This window comes from Clostridium sp. OM05-9, assembly GCF_003481465.1.
Classification (GTDB): domain Bacteria; phylum Bacillota; class Clostridia; order Lachnospirales; family Lachnospiraceae; genus Coprococcus; species Coprococcus ammoniilyticus.
In genome coordinates this window covers 276,576-294,241 of the sequence record NZ_QULF01000005.1, presented here as the reverse complement: position 1 = coordinate 294,241, position 17,666 = coordinate 276,576, and the positions used below count along the sequence as shown (strand labels likewise).

At 42.7% G+C, this 17,666-nt stretch carries 10 protein-coding genes and 1 other annotated feature; of the genes, 2 read left to right on the top strand and 8 right to left on the bottom strand.

The features are described 5' to 3' along the window. Nucleotides 1-846: 846 nt before the first annotated feature. Nucleotides 847-1,100, top strand: a binding site (T-box leader). A gap of 151 nt (nt 1,101-1,251) precedes the next feature. Continuing rightward, entirely contained in the window at nt 1,252-2,466 is a 1,215-nt protein-coding gene (locus DXB77_RS10215; RefSeq protein WP_021944668.1) for an aminotransferase class I/II-fold pyridoxal phosphate-dependent enzyme, read from the top strand. Nucleotides 2,467-2,559: 93 nt separating this feature from the next. Here the strand turns inward: DXB77_RS10215 and DXB77_RS10210 are convergent, their stop codons facing one another. From DXB77_RS10210 to DXB77_RS10190, 5 genes are all read right to left on the bottom strand, one after another. Then, nucleotides 2,560-3,378: a PD-(D/E)XK nuclease family transposase gene (locus DXB77_RS10210; protein WP_117808076.1), complete on the bottom strand. Its 819-nt coding sequence runs from the start codon at nt 3,376-3,378 to the stop codon at nt 2,560-2,562. Nucleotides 3,379-3,587: 209 nt separating this feature from the next. Then, entirely contained in the window at nt 3,588-8,066 is a 4,479-nt protein-coding gene (locus DXB77_RS10205) for a hypothetical protein (protein ID WP_118663171.1), read from the bottom strand. Next, entirely contained in the window at nt 8,053-8,778 is a 726-nt protein-coding gene (locus DXB77_RS10200) for a DUF6063 family protein (RefSeq protein ID WP_008402483.1), read from the bottom strand. Before DXB77_RS10200 ends, DXB77_RS10205 begins: the two co-directional genes overlap by 14 nt. Nucleotides 8,779-8,799: 21 nt before the next feature. After that, nucleotides 8,800-10,437 (bottom strand): hypothetical protein, encoded by a 1,638-nt coding sequence (locus DXB77_RS10195; protein WP_118483080.1) that lies wholly within the window; start codon nt 10,435-10,437, stop codon nt 8,800-8,802. A gap of 125 nt (nt 10,438-10,562) precedes the next feature. Further along, the gene (locus DXB77_RS10190) at nt 10,563-10,754 is read right to left on the bottom strand and encodes a transcriptional regulator (protein ID WP_008402480.1); all 192 of its coding nucleotides are present in this window, start codon (nt 10,752-10,754) and stop codon (nt 10,563-10,565) included. 537 nt (nt 10,755-11,291) lie between these two features. Between DXB77_RS10190 and pap the strand changes: the two genes are divergently transcribed. Then, nucleotides 11,292-12,764 carry a polyphosphate:AMP phosphotransferase gene (gene pap, locus DXB77_RS10185; RefSeq protein ID WP_118663170.1) on the top strand — a complete coding sequence of 491 codons (1,473 nt, stop codon included), beginning with the start codon at nt 11,292-11,294 and terminating at the stop codon, nt 12,762-12,764. Here the strand turns inward: pap and DXB77_RS10180 are convergent. The 3 genes from DXB77_RS10180 to DXB77_RS10170 form a co-directional block, all read right to left on the bottom strand. Beyond that, a complete protein-coding gene (locus DXB77_RS10180) occupies nt 12,761-15,520 on the bottom strand; it encodes a CDP-glycerol glycerophosphotransferase family protein (RefSeq protein WP_118663169.1) in 2,760 nt (919 codons plus the stop codon). The genes pap and DXB77_RS10180 overlap by 4 nt on opposite strands. A 115-nt stretch (nt 15,521-15,635) precedes the next feature. Continuing rightward, the gene (locus DXB77_RS10175; protein ID WP_117822375.1) at nt 15,636-16,724 is read right to left on the bottom strand and encodes an NAD-dependent epimerase/dehydratase family protein; all 1,089 of its coding nucleotides are present in this window, start codon (nt 16,722-16,724) and stop codon (nt 15,636-15,638) included. A gap of 111 nt (nt 16,725-16,835) precedes the next feature. Further along, complete coding sequence (locus DXB77_RS10170) at nt 16,836-17,648, bottom strand: LicD family protein (RefSeq protein ID WP_117808071.1); 813 nt, start codon at nt 17,646-17,648, stop codon at nt 16,836-16,838. Nucleotides 17,649-17,666 lie beyond the last annotated feature (18 nt).

The following is a 17,666-nucleotide window of genomic DNA, read 5'->3' as shown; positions in this document are numbered from 1 at the left end:
TTGTCGAAGTATTCTGTAAATATTCGAGGTTTCCACACCCGCCATATAAAACGCCATTTTATATAAAATCTATAAATAAATTCTACTGAAGGATGAGCAATTATGTATGCTCCCGATGCAACTGCATCATTCAAATTTTAGATGTATGGTACAATATTTCAAAAGATGTGAAATGTTATACCGCAATGGTACATATTATATAAACTCCTGCTTATAACGAATCTAAACAAGTGGCATCTGTAACAGTCACTGCCTGAACAGATACTATGTTGTACCAATCCTTCCAACAACTTCTAAGCGTCTATGTGATATAGCCTAATGCCCTTGAAACACTACCTATATCTTGTGTTTTGAACAATCCTAGCAGAACATAATCGGTAATCTAATACCTACATCCCGATACTTCAATCTATGCCGAACCGGCATCTGTGTGGGGACTTGTTTCAAGTTATATCGATAAGGCATCCCGTGTGGAAACAACTTCCCAATCATGTATGCTGCTATGATAAAACTGTTCTTCAATTGTATCCAACGGAATCTCCTCCTTCCTTGAACTTCTGGAAAACACCTTTTACTTTTGACCAGTTTCCGTGTACCGGACCTCGATCTGTTTATCCAGGTGGCATCTGTTTGATGACCGTTCTTTAATGTATCTTTATTATATGTGATAATACCCATTTTGTCAACATTATTTTTTGACAATTTAATCATTTTATTGTATTTATTTTGTCTTTTTTCATTCAAATGTTGTATTGTAGTATTAATTGTGTATATTTTTTAAACAATTATAATTCCATAAAAATTAAGTTGACTTTTCCCCTGTGCAGTGCTAGACTTTTAGAAAAATCAAAGGCTATGACAGGAAGGAGTACTTAAGCAAGTGTTACTTCAGAGAGCAGGCGGCTGGTGTGAGCCTGTAGAACATCTTAAGGAAGCAGTCCCCGAGCTGTGATTGCGAAATAGGTTTTAGATTAGCAGTCAACGGAAGGTTCCACGTTACAGGAACAACGGTTAAGAGATCTGGCCGTACAGAGTGCAGGAAGTTTTTCCTGAAGTTAGGTGGTAACACGGACTATAAAAATAATAAGTTCGCCCTAAGCAAAATTTATTTGCTTGGGCTTTTTTATTGTCATCTTATAAAGTCCGGCAAATTCCCATAACAACAGTTTCCTGTACAAGAATGGATTCTTAAGGTTGCTTAACTTCCGGTTTTGGGAGCCGGATAAATTCTTATAAAGAGAGGTATATCGCATGAGAACATACGAAAAATCAACGAAACTCGATAACGTTTGTTATGACATAAGAGGTCCTGTTATGGACGAAGCAAACCGCATGCAGGCAGCGGGCATTGATGTTCTGAAACTGAATATCGGAAACCCTGCACCATTTGGTTTTCACGCACCGGATGAAGTCATCAAAGACATGTCTTACAATCTGAGAGACACCGAAGGATATTCCGATTCCAAGGGCTTATTCTCCGCAAGAAAGGCTATCATGCAGTATTGCCAGTTAAAGCATATTCCAAATGTCGGAATTGACGATATCTATACCGGAAATGGTGTAAGTGAACTGATCACCATGTCTATGCAGGGACTTTTAAATAATGGAGATGAGATTCTGGTTCCTTCTCCTGATTACCCATTATGGACAGCTTCTGTCACACTGGCAGGCGGTACTGCTGTTCACTATATTTGTGATGAACAGAGTGACTGGTATCCGGATATCGATGATATGAGAAGTAAGATCACTCCAAATACAAAGGGTATCGTCGTGATCAATCCAAATAACCCAACAGGTGCCTTATATCCAAAGGAGATTCTGGAACAGATTGTTGATCTTGCAAGAGAATTCGATTTGATCCTGTTTGCAGATGAAATCTACGACAGACTGGTTATGGATGGCAGAAAGCATGTTGCACTCGCATCTCTGGCACCGGATGTGTTCACGATCAGCTTCAACGGTCTGTCCAAATCCCATCGTGTAGCCGGTTACCGTATCGGCTGGATGTGTCTATGCGGCAGAAAGGATCATGTAAAAGGCTACATCGAAGGTCTGAATCTTCTGTCTTCAATGCGTCTTTGTTCAAATGTTCCTGCACAGAGTATCGTTCAGACTTCTCTGGGCGGTTATCAGAGTGCCGATGAACTCCTGCTTCCGGGCGGACGAATCTACGAACAGCGTGAATATATCTACAATGCCCTTTGTGACATTCCCGGTGTATCCGTTGTGAAACCAAAAGCTTCTTTCTACATATTCCCGAAACTGGATCAGGAGAAGTTCCATATCAAGGATGATGAGAAGTTTGCCCTTGATCTTCTCCGTGAGAAGAAGATCCTGATCACCTGTGGTACCGGCTTCAACTGTACAGACCCGGATCATTTCCGTATCGTATATCTGCCAAATATCGTGCAGCTTAAAACCGCTATGGGAAGAATTGCTGATTTCTTAAGCTACTACCACCAGTAAATCAAAAAAAGATTAAACCGCCTCCAGCCCTCATAAATAAAGGGCTGGAGGCGGTTTTTATCAACACGTTTTGTCCTATAGATCTATCTTAATTTATGAAACAATAAACACATCACTATAGTATTGTTCTGCTTGCTCCCTGGTCAGATCATATCGTTTCATTATTCTTTCAATGGTTTCCTTCTGATCAAGTCCACATTCATCATAAGTTTCAATCGCTTCATAAATTCCTTCTCTACGTACAAAAGCTGCAAATTCATCTTTCATATAACCATCCTCCTTTATACTGTTCTTCACATGTGTAAATTTGTTATAAGTATTTGGAAATTTATCCTTATCAGCGACTGTTAATTGCTTTTTTTGAAATAAAGTCATTAAATCCGATATCTTACTTCCATCCTTTATTTCAGTATTTACATAAATTTCTGTCAGTCCATTATCAACAACGCTTCCCGTTTCCAGAATTGTATTCTGAGCATGATATATCGTTCGTCCCTTTCTGAAAATATCAAATTCAGAAATATATATAATACATAATGTCTGAACATGATCAAACGAATCGCCTGGCTCTGAATTATTTGCTGTTATTACAGACGCATGAAACCGAACCCTTTTCACATGATTACAATTCATAGATCGTTGTATTTCTATATTAAATACATTATCTTCTTCTCCTATAACATATGCATCCATTCGAATTGAACGGCCCGCAAGATTGCGGATACTTTTTTGAGCAATCAAAGAATCTGGTTTAATTTTGAGTTCAGCATTATTGAAAATTGTTTGAAGAAGTTCTTCTATAAAAAGAGGGTCTTCACACATAACCTCAAACATTGCATCATTCATAATTACCAGCGAAGAAATAAGTTCCTGTTTTTCACTGTCAGTATGTCTTTTCTTTTTTCTATTCATTATATTACGCTACCTTTTTCATGTCAAAACACATCTAATATTGTTATTTGACAAGTTTCTTCTTTCCGGCACCTATATTGTCGACAGATTCAGCATAACAGAAAAATAATCAAAAAAGACACTAATGTAATAAACAGCATGTCTCAATGTAACTTTCGGTAAATTTATGTAAAAATCTTTGATTATAACCACAAATAAAACAAATACCATTATATAAAGTCAAAGGTTGCCTGCTGGTAGGTGATGTCCTGATATTCCAGTTCCTCCTGCGAGGTCTTGCTGGTGTAATCGACAACAACCGTCTGCTGGCGGTTACCGACCATCTGCTGACCAAGAACGTAGTTCACATCAAATTTGCCGGTGATCGCCGGAGTTGCGCCACGGGCAGGAACGATCAACTGCACATGATTAGCTGCAAGCATGGCAAAGATCGGCTCCCAGATATATACATCCTTTGCCGCGCCAAATGGGTTATCAATAAAGATCGTCTTTGTAGAGATCTCACCCTCCGCGCCATAAGAATACATACCTGCAATATAATTGATGATCGCAACCAGGAACTGAATGTAGATACCCTGTGACTGTCCGGTACTACCAACCGCTTCTTCATAACGAAGATACCGGCTCTGCTCCTTGATACGCTCTCTCTTATATAGTTTCAGCTTGATCGCATTCATGTCTGTGACCATTACGCCAAATAACCGCTTCAATGCAAGACAGTCACGGATATAACGGACACGCTTCCTCTCATCCTCATAGGCATCTGCGCCCTTTACGATATCGTCAATATAATCAGACATACGCTGTGCAAGGAATTCTTCTTTCACATATGGGATCGTCAGATCAACCATACGGATGACTTCTTCTCCAACGGTGATCTTCGATAATTTTGGAAGCTTCTCAAGCTCGGTCTTTACATCCATACAACGCTGTAAACACTGACTGCAAAAATTCTCCTTGATCGCAACCATATCTTCGATTCCTTTTTCCACTCTTTCCTTTTCCAGATCGATATAGGAAATGATCTGTAACAGGCTTTCAAGTAACGCCTTTGCATCATAGTAGTTTTCAGGTATGATGACATCTCTGCGGATCGTTTCTGCCATCTCGAATACACCCATTTCACTGAGTGCTTCCGCTGTCTGTCCCTTGAACCGCATCAGTTCATTTCTTGTCTTTTCCAAATTCTTGCGACTTCTGTCATATCGTAACAAACTGGTCTCAAATGCCTGTCGCAGCTCCTCTTTTCCGGCTTCTAACAGCTTACCATTTTCTACATTGATGTCATTTGTATCTACGATACGTTTTACATCTTTATAAAGCTCGATCATATAGCCCTGCTCTTTGTTACAGGTCTCATATTTCTCTGCTGTCTTCTTATAACTCTGTTCCAGCTCGGCAAGGATCTGATCGCCCTGTGCGATCGCCTGCTCTGCTTCACTTAAAGAAATCTGTTCTTCTACATATGCATCTTCACCATAAGTCTTTTTCAGACTGGCAACCGCATATTCGATATTTCCTTCCAATCTGCCGGAAGCCTTTGATACATTCTTCAGTTCTTCCGCCATGGATGCTGATACCAGTTCCAGACGCATCAATTCATCAGAAAGTGCCTGTAACTGCTGTTCAGATGTGGTAAATAACTGTGTCTGTGCTTCCAGATCCGAGAGTTTCACGCCACGCTTCTCGATCGTATGCAGGATACGATCCATTGACTGTGACAATGCCTGAACCAACTTCTTCTTATCCTCTACATCCGGTGCATTTTTATTTGCTACTGCATACATCGCCATAAATTCTGTCTCCAGCACTTCATCAGAGATCGTAAGGATCTCGATATCCCGTCTGGATACATCTTCCGTTTCCTGTCCAAGTGCCACCTGAATCTTCTGCTTTGGATCCAGTGACACATCCACTTTGCCATCCTCCAGGTAATAAGGTTTGAAGTAATTCTGCCATTTATCCTGTATATCCTGAATACTGTTTGCGATCGCAAGCATCCGTGCCTCCGTCTCGCTCACAGTTGTATTCCATCTGACTGCATCCCGCTTCAGCTCCTCGATCTGTCCGGTGATCCGCTGTTCTTTCTGAACATTCTCCGTATAACGGGATTCTTCCTCAACTGCCAGATCAGAAAGCTCCTTAATACGAAGCAGGATTGATTTGTCTTCCTCCAGCTCATGCAGCTTTTCTTTTACGGATGCCTCATCTTCTTTCTGCTGGGTGATCCGGCTTGTCCGTTCTGTTATACGATCCTGAAGCTCACGGACCTCATCCTTTTTATTTAACAGATCCTGATTCAGCTTTCGTTCGATATCTGCCGCATCCAGGTGCCTCTCATCTGCCAGATGACTGACAAATGCCAGATCTTCCCGGTAGGTCGCAAGCTTCTCATCGATCATGGATATCTCATCCTCAAGGTCACGGATCTGGATCGTCAGTTCTTCCTTTAACGATTTCAGAATCTCATCATCTGTAAAATATTCTCCTTTTCTGCAGACCATAACGGCATTTTCGTTTATGGTAACTGCCTTTTCAGACAGGTCATCCATATCGTAGATCAAAACCATTTCATTGTCTGTCTGAATCGAATCCAGATTGATATCCTCTGCAATATCAGCGAAATTCTTCACGACTACTCCATACGGAAGTGCCCCGTTTTTCTTCAAGATCTCCGTCCGCTGCTCCGGCTTAAGTGCTGCCAGATAATCAGCTCCGTGCATCGCCATATGTCCATGTCTGGTCACGATATAATCAATAACTGCCGATGCTCCTGCACTTGGTCCGAATAAACGTCCGGATTCCAGATATTTGCGTCTTGCAAGCTGTCGGTCAATCTCCTGTTTTCTGATGACCGTCTCGGTCAGCGTTCCTGTGATCCTTGCATTGATCGCATCTATGATTTCTTCTGCTTTCTCTACACTATATACCGCCATAATGCTTTCTAACTTCTTAGCTGCCTGACGATATTCCTCTGCATCCAGATGGCTTGTCTCATATTCTTTTTCCAGTGTTTCCAGACTGTTTTCCGCAAGTGACAACCGGTAACGGTCTTCAAATACCTGCTCCTGATCTTCCCGTATGCTCTCTGCAAGTGCCTGTAAGGATGCCTCAAATTCTGCTGCCTTTTCTTCGGATGCTTCGATCACGTTTGCCGCATCCGACACAACAAGCAGGGCAACCTGTGAGGTCAGCTCGGATATCTTGTTATTTAAGGACTGTAATTTGTCCGAAGCCGCTTTCCGATTATCCCCGGATACAGCCAGATCGATCTCGCCCTCTTTGATACATTTCATGCAGTAATCAGCCTCTTTCACTGCATACTCATGCGACTGTTCGACCTCTTCCTTTGCCAGAAGAAGCTCTTTCAAACGCGCATCATCCCGAAGCTTTCTGTTATAGGCATAGACCGTCATTTTCTCACGGTCTGCCCCGGTATTCTGTAAGATATGATCGATGATCTTCTGATTCTCGGATAACTGTTTTCTGTCTTCCAGATAACCCAGATAATCATTGATACTTTCTTTCATATTCATATCCTGCTTTAATGCCGATACCTGTCGTTCATTTTCAGCAAGATTTGCATTTAACTGTTCTGACTTATCCCGGAGCTCCTGCAGACGGAAACCATCTCTGGTGATCTTCAGATTCTCCAACCGCTTCTTCTGGCTTTCCTTCTGTTCAAATGCAGTCTGTTTTGCCACAAGCAGTTCTTCCAGATGTTCATTTTCTCTCGATGTCAGTTCTTTTCCCGTCACATAGATATCCGCAAGCTGCCTTGTGATATCTTCGTGTGCCTCGTACTGGTTAATACAGGAATTGACCTTTGCCTGCAGGACATTGATCAGCTCGATCTGATGATCGAAGTTCGCGATATCCCGTTTCTTCTGTGCCAGCACGTTCAATTTATCCTTAATATCAAGCAGCGTTTCTGCCATCGTGCTCTCATCCCCATCCCTACCGGTACGGGTCAGAAATGCTTTCTCTATGATCTCCTCGATCAGCAGATCTTCTACTACTTTTCTGGTCGTCTTATAATTCGTCTCAAAATAAGTACGGACATGACCCTCTGTCTTATTGATTCCACGGATGATCTCCCAGTGGCTCTCATGCAGACCATATTCGCTGATGAACCGCTGGTACTCCCCTTTCCGCTCAAATAAGCGCACTTCAAGGCTCATATCCTTATGTCCAAGCTCCTTAATGTAGGATTTTAGACCACTGTATGTAATTCTTTCATTACCATTTGACAATGGAAGATTAATGATATCGTTCTTATTATAATCCCGATAGAAAATGCAGTAATTGAAATACTCGATCGCCGCCGTCTGTCCGTCCTGTGATGCTCCCTCGTCGGATTCCTTTGCTTTCCTGGCACAGAAGCCGGTCGTCATGTAGCGGTATCCATCCTTGATATCCGCGTCGTCTAATTTCCATTCGATCAGGGAATGAATAGTCGTATTGCCGCCACCATTCCGGAATAATTTCTCGATCGGCTGCTTATCATCTAACGTACAATTCGGTATCAGATTCTGAAGCAGAAGAAGCATCAGCACACTCTTTCCTCCACCGTTTGCAAGGTCATAAAGCGTGTTCTTGCCATACATACGCATCGAAAAATCATCGTACTGCTGTGTACCAAAGTTGTATTTTACATTATTTACCCGTATTCGGTTAATGCACGGCATCCTCTTCACCTCCAAGCAGCTGATACAGACGTCCCCTGTATTCTTCAAAATAATTCTCACATAACGCCTTGAACCGATCGGTCGGATAGTAGCGTTCTTCGTTCTCGACAAATAATTTCTGGCTGACCATAAAGTTAAATGTCAGCTTCACATAACCGGATTTGGATGCCTTTGACGCCTTCGTCTTTTCTCCGTCATAGACTGCATGACTGACTGCCGGAAGCTCATCCCACAGCAGCCCAACCGCTTTAAAGCTCTCTGCCCCGACATCCTCTGCGGAAAATACAGACAACCGCTTCGTCACATCTGCCAGATATTTGTCCGCCTCTTCGATCACCTTTTCCGGCTTGATAAATTCACGGAACTGATAGCTTCCGGAATCTTTATAAAAATACAGCAGGATCACATACATGAGGAAATAGCACAGGAACAATTCTTTATTCAGCCGCAGTCCAAGTATGCGCTTCATATCGTCATTTGTATAACCAAATACCCGGTTGCCTTCACCCGGAGTGATATAAAGTGCTTCGTTGTATTCGTAAATACTCAGATTCAGTTTCTTTAACAGATTGCCTACAATCTCGTAGACCTCTGCATTTCCATAATAATCTTCGTACAGAGCACTGTTTTCTCTGCTTGCTTTCGCGATCGTTTCGCCCTGTATCAGTCTGGCGTAGATCTCAATCGCCTTATCCAAATTTCTGCTGTCCATCTTTTTTCCTCACATGTATTTTTATTGCAATTCAAATATTATGTTCGTAACATACATATCTGCTCCAACCGGGATCTCCTCAGTGCTGTCAAAGGTCAGCGTGAAGCGCATATCTTTGTATGGCTCAAATGAGATATCCGGAGCATAAGCATCTTCCGAATAAATGTCCGGTACGCTTACGGTTGAAATGCTGTCGGCTGTAGCCTGTGGTATCTGCTGCTCTCCGATGCTGTCCCGCACCTTCTGATATTCCCGGATGCTGTCAACTACCAGCTTTTCAAGCATGGTATCCTGCTTCTTTAACATCCGGCTGATATCATATTCCTTCTTCTGTGCCAGATGGGTAAGGAATGCGTAATAATCGGCATTCTCATAGATTTCTTTTCCAAATCGTATCTCAAGGAATCCGTTGAATTCTTTCAGGCTGAGCTTCTTCCAGCGGGCAAGCACATCCATCAGTTCAAAGAATAACTTGCCATAGTTTCTGCCGGAGCGTTCTTCTTCAATCTCGTCCTCGTAACGGAAGTTCGCATTTACATCTTCTTTCTTTGCTGTCACCATCTTCGCCTCATCCTCTGATTTGAGCGTAAGAAGATTGTCGATCGATGTCATCGAGAACGACTTCGTGATCGCCGGTGCAAATAAAGGAGCAAGAATCATGCCCATCTTATCCGGCCGATCCTCCCTGATCATCTTCTGTAATTCCTTTTCAAAATCAAATACCGGACGCAGACGCTTTAACTTCGCCTTCTGAATAATGTTGTCCGATATATTCTGTAATTCCATGGTGCTGTTGATCAGATTTCCATGCTTTAATATGGTCTTCTTCAATTCCAGCTCCAACTGACTGATCTCATCCAACAACGTAGAACCTTTTGTCAGATGGTCAAAGTTCGCTTTCGCAACTGCCTTATCGACCAGTGCCTTGTTCTTCGCAAATAATTTCTGTTCCTCGGAAAACCATTTGCCAACCGTCTTCATATATTTCTCATAAGCTTCTGCCCCAGCAAATACATCGTAAGAAAGCAGATCTACGATATCGTCTTTTTCTCTTACAAGCCGGTTCACTTCGCTGTTGATCCGCTTGACAACCTCGATACCTCCCTTGAAATTCTCTCCGGTGATCATCTTCTCAAGCAAAACCTGTTCTACATTGATCTTGCTCTCGTCCTTGATCTCCTTGGTATCAAGATAGAATTCTATCCCATCCGCAGTTATGTAATAGAGCACTTTTCCATCCGTGATCCGGCTGTCGATCAGTCTGACACGCCCGGTCTTCTTCTGCTTCTTACCCGGATCGTAAAATGTAAATTCAAATGCTTTTCCATCATTTCTGATCTTGTCAAATATATATAAGATCAGGTCTGCCATATCCTCGTCCTCGATCTCAATATCGAAATCACGGATCAGTAGCTCTTTTATAAATGCTTCACACTGGGGATATGTGATGTCCCTCTCGTTGAAGTTGTTTTCCTCAATAAAAAAACGCAGTACCGCCATGGTGATATATCCCATATCCAGACTGTTATATCGTCCATCCCTGTACTGTGTAAATGCAGTTTCCGATAACACAAAAAACGGGTAGTATTTTCTTAAGTTATACATTCTCGCATTATGTTCTTCGATTATGTCATTGATCATCACGTACTGCTTTGCCACTGTTTCTACTCCCTGTTTTGTGTGCTTTATTTTCTGTTTTTCTTAAAAAATCACGGACACATAACATGCCCGTGATTTTTCAATACCTATTCGCCCATCATCTGTTTAAAAAATAATTACCTGAATCAATCCTGCTTTGCAAGATTTTCTTTGTCTACTTTGTAAACCATAAGACGAAGAAGATAGTATGGCATTCTTCTATTTCCAAGTTCCCAGTCCTGTACAGTTCTATACGGTATCTCGAAATACTCAGCAAATTCGCGTCTGTTCATTCCTGTAGACTTTCTTAATTCTAATAATTCTTCACCTGATGTCATAGTCTGTGTCCCTCCTGTATCATTCCTATGTGCATTCTTTCTGAAAAAAAAGAATGCTTTCATTCAATATTATTTCAAAATTCAGCACAAAATAAATTCTACAAGAATCCAACCCTAACCTCATGTATATTCTACAATATAACGGTCGGCATGACAATAGAATTTGTTAACACATTAAAAATTTTTTTATATGCGTGTCCTTTAGATAATTTAAACATTTTGTCCATTGACTTTATGATATAACCGGAAAATAATGAAATTAATTTTTTATATTATACATTGATATGCATGGGATACCTTTAACATTACCAATCAGGGGACGCTTCCGCTCGTTTTCCCGCTGTGTAACTTCGAACTAACCTCGGATAAACCTCGGTAAGGTCTCAGTTAGGTCTGCAACGGTACTAAGATGCCGCTAATGCGCCATCTAAGGACCGGCGACCTCAAATGCCCCTGTATTGGTAAGTTAAGATATCCCAACGCATAATTCACACAATATAAAAAATTAATTTCATTATTACACAGGGGGTGTTATGTATGTTGAATAATCGAATTATGAAGGAAAAGCCATCGGACGAGGAAATGAATACACGGTTAAAGGCTTTGCAGAAAAAGCTGGCGGCGCAGACGCTGGCTGTCCGGGAACACAAGCTTCCGGTCATCGTTCTGGTAGAAGGCTGGGGTACTTCCGGCAAAGGCAGTCTGGTCGGACGGATCATCAACAATATCGATCCACGTTTTTACCGGGTTGCATCGCTGGAAAAGGTCAGAGAAGAGGACAGGCGGAAACCATTTCTTTGGCGATTTGTAAAAGAGATACCGGAAGCCGGCAATTTTGTCTTTATGGATTCCGGCTGGATGGATCAGCTTACGCGTGAATACGCACACAAAGAATTGTCAAAAAAAGACTACGAGCTTCGAATTGCCAATGTTCGGAGATTTGAACGACAGCTGACCGATAACGGCTATCTGGTTGTCAAATTCTTCCTGAACATCTCGAAAAAAGAACAGAAGAAACGGATCCGGACGCTTGCCGATGATCCTGCAACCAAATGGAGAGTGACCGATACTGACCTAGCACAGAACAAACATTATGACAAATACATGGACATCTTTGACAAATTCTTAGATGCTACCGATTCTTCCCGCGCGCCATGGTATATCATCGATGGCTGCTCCAAGAAATGGGCGGAGCTTCAGGTTCTGGAAATCCTGACCGAGGGAATCGATGTTGCCCTACAGAATCATTCACTGGCAGTTCCGATCCCGCAGAATGTATTCCCTCTTATGGACATGCCGAAGCTGTCAGATATCTCTTTACAGGACAAGACGATATCTGATGAAGAATATTCCAAACGTCTGAAAGAATTACAGGGAAAACTTCGAGAGCTGCACAACAGCATTTACCACAAAAAGATTCCTGTCATCATTGCATACGAAGGTTGGGATGCTGCCGGAAAAGGCGGCAATATCAAGCGTGTAACGGAAGCATTAGATCCTCGCGGTTACGAAGTATTTCCGATCGCAAGTCCTCTTCCGTATGAAAAATCCCGACATTTTCTCTGGCGTTTCTTCACCAGGCTTCCACGCTCCGGTCATGTAGCTATCTTCGACCGAACATGGTATGGCAGAGTCATGGTAGAACGGATCGAAGGATTTTGCAGTGAAAATGACTGGAAACGTGCTTACAACGAAATCAACGAATTTGAAAAAGAACTGTATGACTGGGGTGCTGTGATCATCAAATTCTGGATACAGATTGATAAAGACACCCAGCTTGAACGATTCACGCTGCGTCAGAATACACCGGAAAAACAATGGAAGATCACAGATGAGGACTGGCGAAACCGTGAAAAATGGGATCAATACGAAACAGCCGTCAATGAAATGCTGCAAAAAACAAGCACCACCTATGCTCCATGGCACATCATCGAATCAGTCGATAAAAAATATGCCCGGTTAAAAACCCTGGAGATCATAGTTGATGCTATAGAAAAAGCTATATCTTAATGAATCTTTGTCTTCTGGTAGTCGATCATGACATCATAGATCCGTTCACAGTTGTCATGGTCGTCAAACCGGAAGAAATCATCGGCACGTCTGCGGTACTCCGGTTTCATCTCGCAGTTATTCTGCATATAAGAGATCAGAACATCGATCAATTCGTCGTTGTCCTCGCAGATCTCGCCAAATCCCATCGTATCATAGTGGAAGGTTCCTTCCTCATAATGCTTCGGTATATCGTGATGGTGCAGATAGACCACCGGCTTACGCATATAAGCGAAATCAAACTGAACGCCGGAGAAATCCGAAACCATCAGACTGGATTCCCGGAACACCTTCTCATAATTGACACCGGAATGTCCATGAACGGCAACCGCCGGAATGATCTCTACCGAAGGATTCTTATCAAAATCATCGATCTGCGGGCTGACGATCGGATGAAGTACATAGACGATCTTATAATTATATTTCTTTGCCGCAGCGATCAGACGCTCATCATTAATAAGGCTGTTATATACCTGATAATAGGTTGTCTCCTTAAAAAGTGGATTGTAGTCACGGCTCACACCCTCATTCTTTGTAACCGGAACTGCTGCCTGCATCCGCCAGGTCGGAGATAACAGGATCTGCCGTTTATCTTCATTTATGAGTCCATCATAACGCGGTACTCCGGTCAGCTTCAATGCATCATAACCCTCATAGCCGTAGATCGGCTTCGACAGATTTTCAATCTCATATTTGGATGCACAGAAATACAACCGTGTATTATCTCTCAACCGGTTCTGCGCAACTGCAATCTTCTGGATAGACATACCATGCTGGACACAGGCTACATGGAAGTTCATCAGATCACGGATCAGTGCCGAATTGATCGTACCGAAATCATTAAATGCGTAGACGGTAGAGTTTGACACGATCACCATATCCGCATACAAAAATGCATACCGGTGCTTGATGCTTCTCCGTTTGACCGGCTTCATACCTTCGCGTTCCAGATGTGCATAATCTTCCGATGCCCCATCTGCCAGATAATAGCATTTGATGCCATCATTCTTGCTTCTTGCATATTTGTACATGTATTCTGCGGAGTCCCCCGCCTTATATATCTTATCAAAAAAGAGCCAGATCGGACGATGCTTTAAAACCGGCTTTGCCTTTAAGAACGCCCGGACAATGATAAACTTAATAACCTTCTTCTGTCCGGTTGCAAACATATCCCGCCATAACGTCAGTTCTCTGCCTGCGATCTTCCCATGCTTTACCGGATCAACCTTCATGATATTGGCTTCTGTCTTATACATATACAGCTTCTTATTGATCTTCCAATAGCTGTGACGGAAACGGTCACACAAACGGCTGAAATGAGAATCGAATTCCAGAGTGACCGGAAGATCCTCTACCGACATTCCCATCGTTTCACCATTTTCAAAGACATCCGCCCGGACTCTTGTTACATAAGCCAGTTCTGTTTCCTGTCCATATGGAAGCTCCACCCGGATCGTAAATGCCCGAAGCTTGAAGATCGACATGCCAAATGCTTTTGTATGTGCATACCGCTCATTATATTCTGCCGGATAGAAGCGGTCACCGACCAGAACACCAAACTCTGCTCCATTCATCAAAAGAATAGGCGATAACCGTCCTTCGATCGTAAGCTCTGTGTGATCCTCCATATCTTTATTGTCCATAAACTGAATGTCCGCCGTCGGCTTCGTAAGCTCTCCAATCTGGATATCATTATAGCTGTAGCAGCCATCTGTAAAATCAAATTCCAGACCGGTGTCCTTATACTTTAAGATCAGCAATACCCATACCAGGCAGTCTTCATTCTTCATATCCACATGGTATCCCTGATTCTCACAAATGATCGAATCATCTATATAAGAGAGCACTTCCCCAAGCCTCCACAAAAAAGCCTCGCTGTCGGTCTCTTCAAATAAATGCTTGTTCAGGTTATCGAGATTTGCCTGGATCATATATTTTACAATGAACAGTGCATGCTGCATAACAAGCATCTGCAGGGTTTCCTGATGGATGGACATTTCCTTTAACCATTCGATCAGCTGATCAACGGTATCCTTATACCATGCCCGGTCATAGATTCCTTCAAAAAAGGTCTTATCCCCTTCAAAGCTGTTTTTCAAAGTATAGTCAACACCATCGATATAATAGAGTTTCTCATCCAGACAGGCTCTTGCCTGAACCGCAAGCAGCCATTTTAATACCGGAAATGATCCCTTTACCAGAACGTCCTCCAATGTATGCGCAGGGCTTCCGAATGTCACATTTGCATCCTGTCCGGCATTCTGTATTCCGGCAGAACTACCCTGTATTCCGGCATCTGCGATCTCCATTAACTGATTTAACAGGCTTCCCTTAAACACCATACCGAATGGTGTAAATCCGTGCAGGAATCTTAAAATCTCCGTAGAGATCACCCCATTTGTAAGCTGCTCATAGACACCATGAAATTCCTGATCTCTGTCCAGCTTCTGTGCAAGCCAAGGCGCATGCTTTCCTTTCTCGCGATATGCGGAAAACGGTGCATACATGATTCCCTTCTTGCTGTTCCTGCTCGGTCCGTATTTCTTCGGCAACAGAAAGATATCTCCGTTCCTGTGGTCATCAACAAAGGTCACGATACGCGCAAAATCCTCATCTGAAAGGATATCGCCCTCTTCCATCAAAAGGAACATCCCCTGCTCATCAAATTTTCCATGTATACTGAAGCTGTCCGCTCCGACTACGATCCTGTTTACCAACTGCCACGTCCTCCTGTTTTCTTTATCCCAGACTTTCCTGTAATGCAAATAACTGCTGCTACCATAGAACAGATCGTCCCCTGCAGCAGCAGTTTCTGCTTATTTCTTCCAATCTTTATCTTGTATACTCCATGCTCTTCATCATGCGGGTATACATTTCCTCCAGACCGATCACCGGCTTCCAGCCAAGTGCCTGAAGTTTATCTGAATTCAAGCGCATATTTACATCCGGTGCATAGCCAAATGTCATGGCGCTTTCCGGTATGTCAAATACAACCTTGATCTCATTATTTGCCAGTTTCTCTGCAACCATCTTTGCCATATCTCCGATCGTGATATGTGCTTCCGGATGCGCTACGGTATAGGCTTCACCATCATTTCCCTTTACAAGAAGGAGCAGAATACCCATAACGGCATCTCTGGTGTAGCAGTAATTACCAACGGATTTTCCGGCTGTGTGCAGAACAATATCCGTCTTATTCATAGCAGCCTTTGCGAACTGTGCAAATACACGATTCTCTTCATAGCTGATACCTGCGCCAAATGTCTGTGACAGTCTTGCAATACGAACCGGCAGCTTATACTCACTTGCGTAAGAAGAACACATACATTCGCAGAGACGTTTGCCCTCCGGATAACAGCTTCTTGGATTGTGGATATCAATGTATCCCAGATCATCTTCTTTTACATATGGCTTTTCAGGATCCGGTGCACCAAATGCTTCCATTGATGATATATATACAACACCCTCGGACTGCTTCTCCTTACCAAGGTCTAACATATTCTTTGTACCATTTACCGCAGTCATGATCGTCTCCACCGGATAGTCCACAAAGAACTTGGATGCTGTAGGGCTTGCTGCATGTATGATGTAGTTGATCTGTACTTCTGAGATCTTCTTGCCATTTGACAGGATTACAGTCTCATCGGTAACCGGATCTCCAACATCGCCGATCACATACACCAGCTTATCCTTTGCAAATTCATCATAGATCTTGTCTGCCTTTTCTGCATTTCTGACAAATGCATAGATCGTGATATCAGCATTCTTTACTTCGTTCATCTTAAGCAGTGCCTTTACGATCTGTGAACCAACCAGTCCGGTTGCTCCTGTGATCAGGATGGATTTGCCGTATAATTTCTCATAATCTCCACCTGCATTTGCAATATACAACAGGTCCTCTTCTAAAATCTTATCTTTCATTTTTATTTCCTCCTGAATGATTTTTATTTATTTTCGTCTTGATATGGAAAACACTTGTACTATTCATGTTGTCCACCGTTTACTCTGTTCCTTATACAAATATCTATATGCTTACTCTACCTGATACATTTTGATAATGTGAGCTTTCCGGTCTTCTTCTGGCGGAAGCTTCATATAGTCGCCGTAAAGGGATGTCAGGTAATAGTCTGTACAACCCGGTGCGATCAGCTCTCTGCCGCCAAATGTCACCTTCACAGGCTTCACATATTCTTCTCTCGGCATCTTCTCCTGCGGACCATAGCCACAGGCAATGCCTCCTACATATTTGCACGATTCAAAATCATACTGCGTACATAGCCGTATCAGCTTCTTCACGGTCCGCTTCTTGCCCCAGATCAGATGTGCAAATGGCTTTAAGACCGGCTTCACGATCTTCTTGACCAGATTGCCACCCCGGCCGGTCTTCATCTTCAGATACTGTATGATCCTACGGTACCAGAGTGCTTTTTTATAGATTTTCTCAATCTCTGCATCATCATCCGGCAGTCCATCCATCGGGAAAATATCCATCCATAAATAGATGTCATATTTGTCCTTCGTATAATATTTGTCCAGTCTTGTCCTCGTATCCGCAAGCTTCGTATATGGCTCATCCAGATTGCCAAGGCTTGCTGACAGGAACTTATGCTCCGGCAGAAATGGCTGCTCTTTGATCACTTCCTGCAATCTCTCATAATCCGGTCGTGGCATCAGAATGTCGATATCATCATCCCACGGAATAAAATCCTGATGTCTGACTGCTCCAAGCAGCGTACCACCACACAGATAATACCGCAGCCCATGCTTCTCACACAGATCATGGAACATGAACACCATTGTTTTCTCACGCTCATGGATATCCTCAAGCGTCAATAATTTTCTCACGTTTTCGTCTCCTCTTTT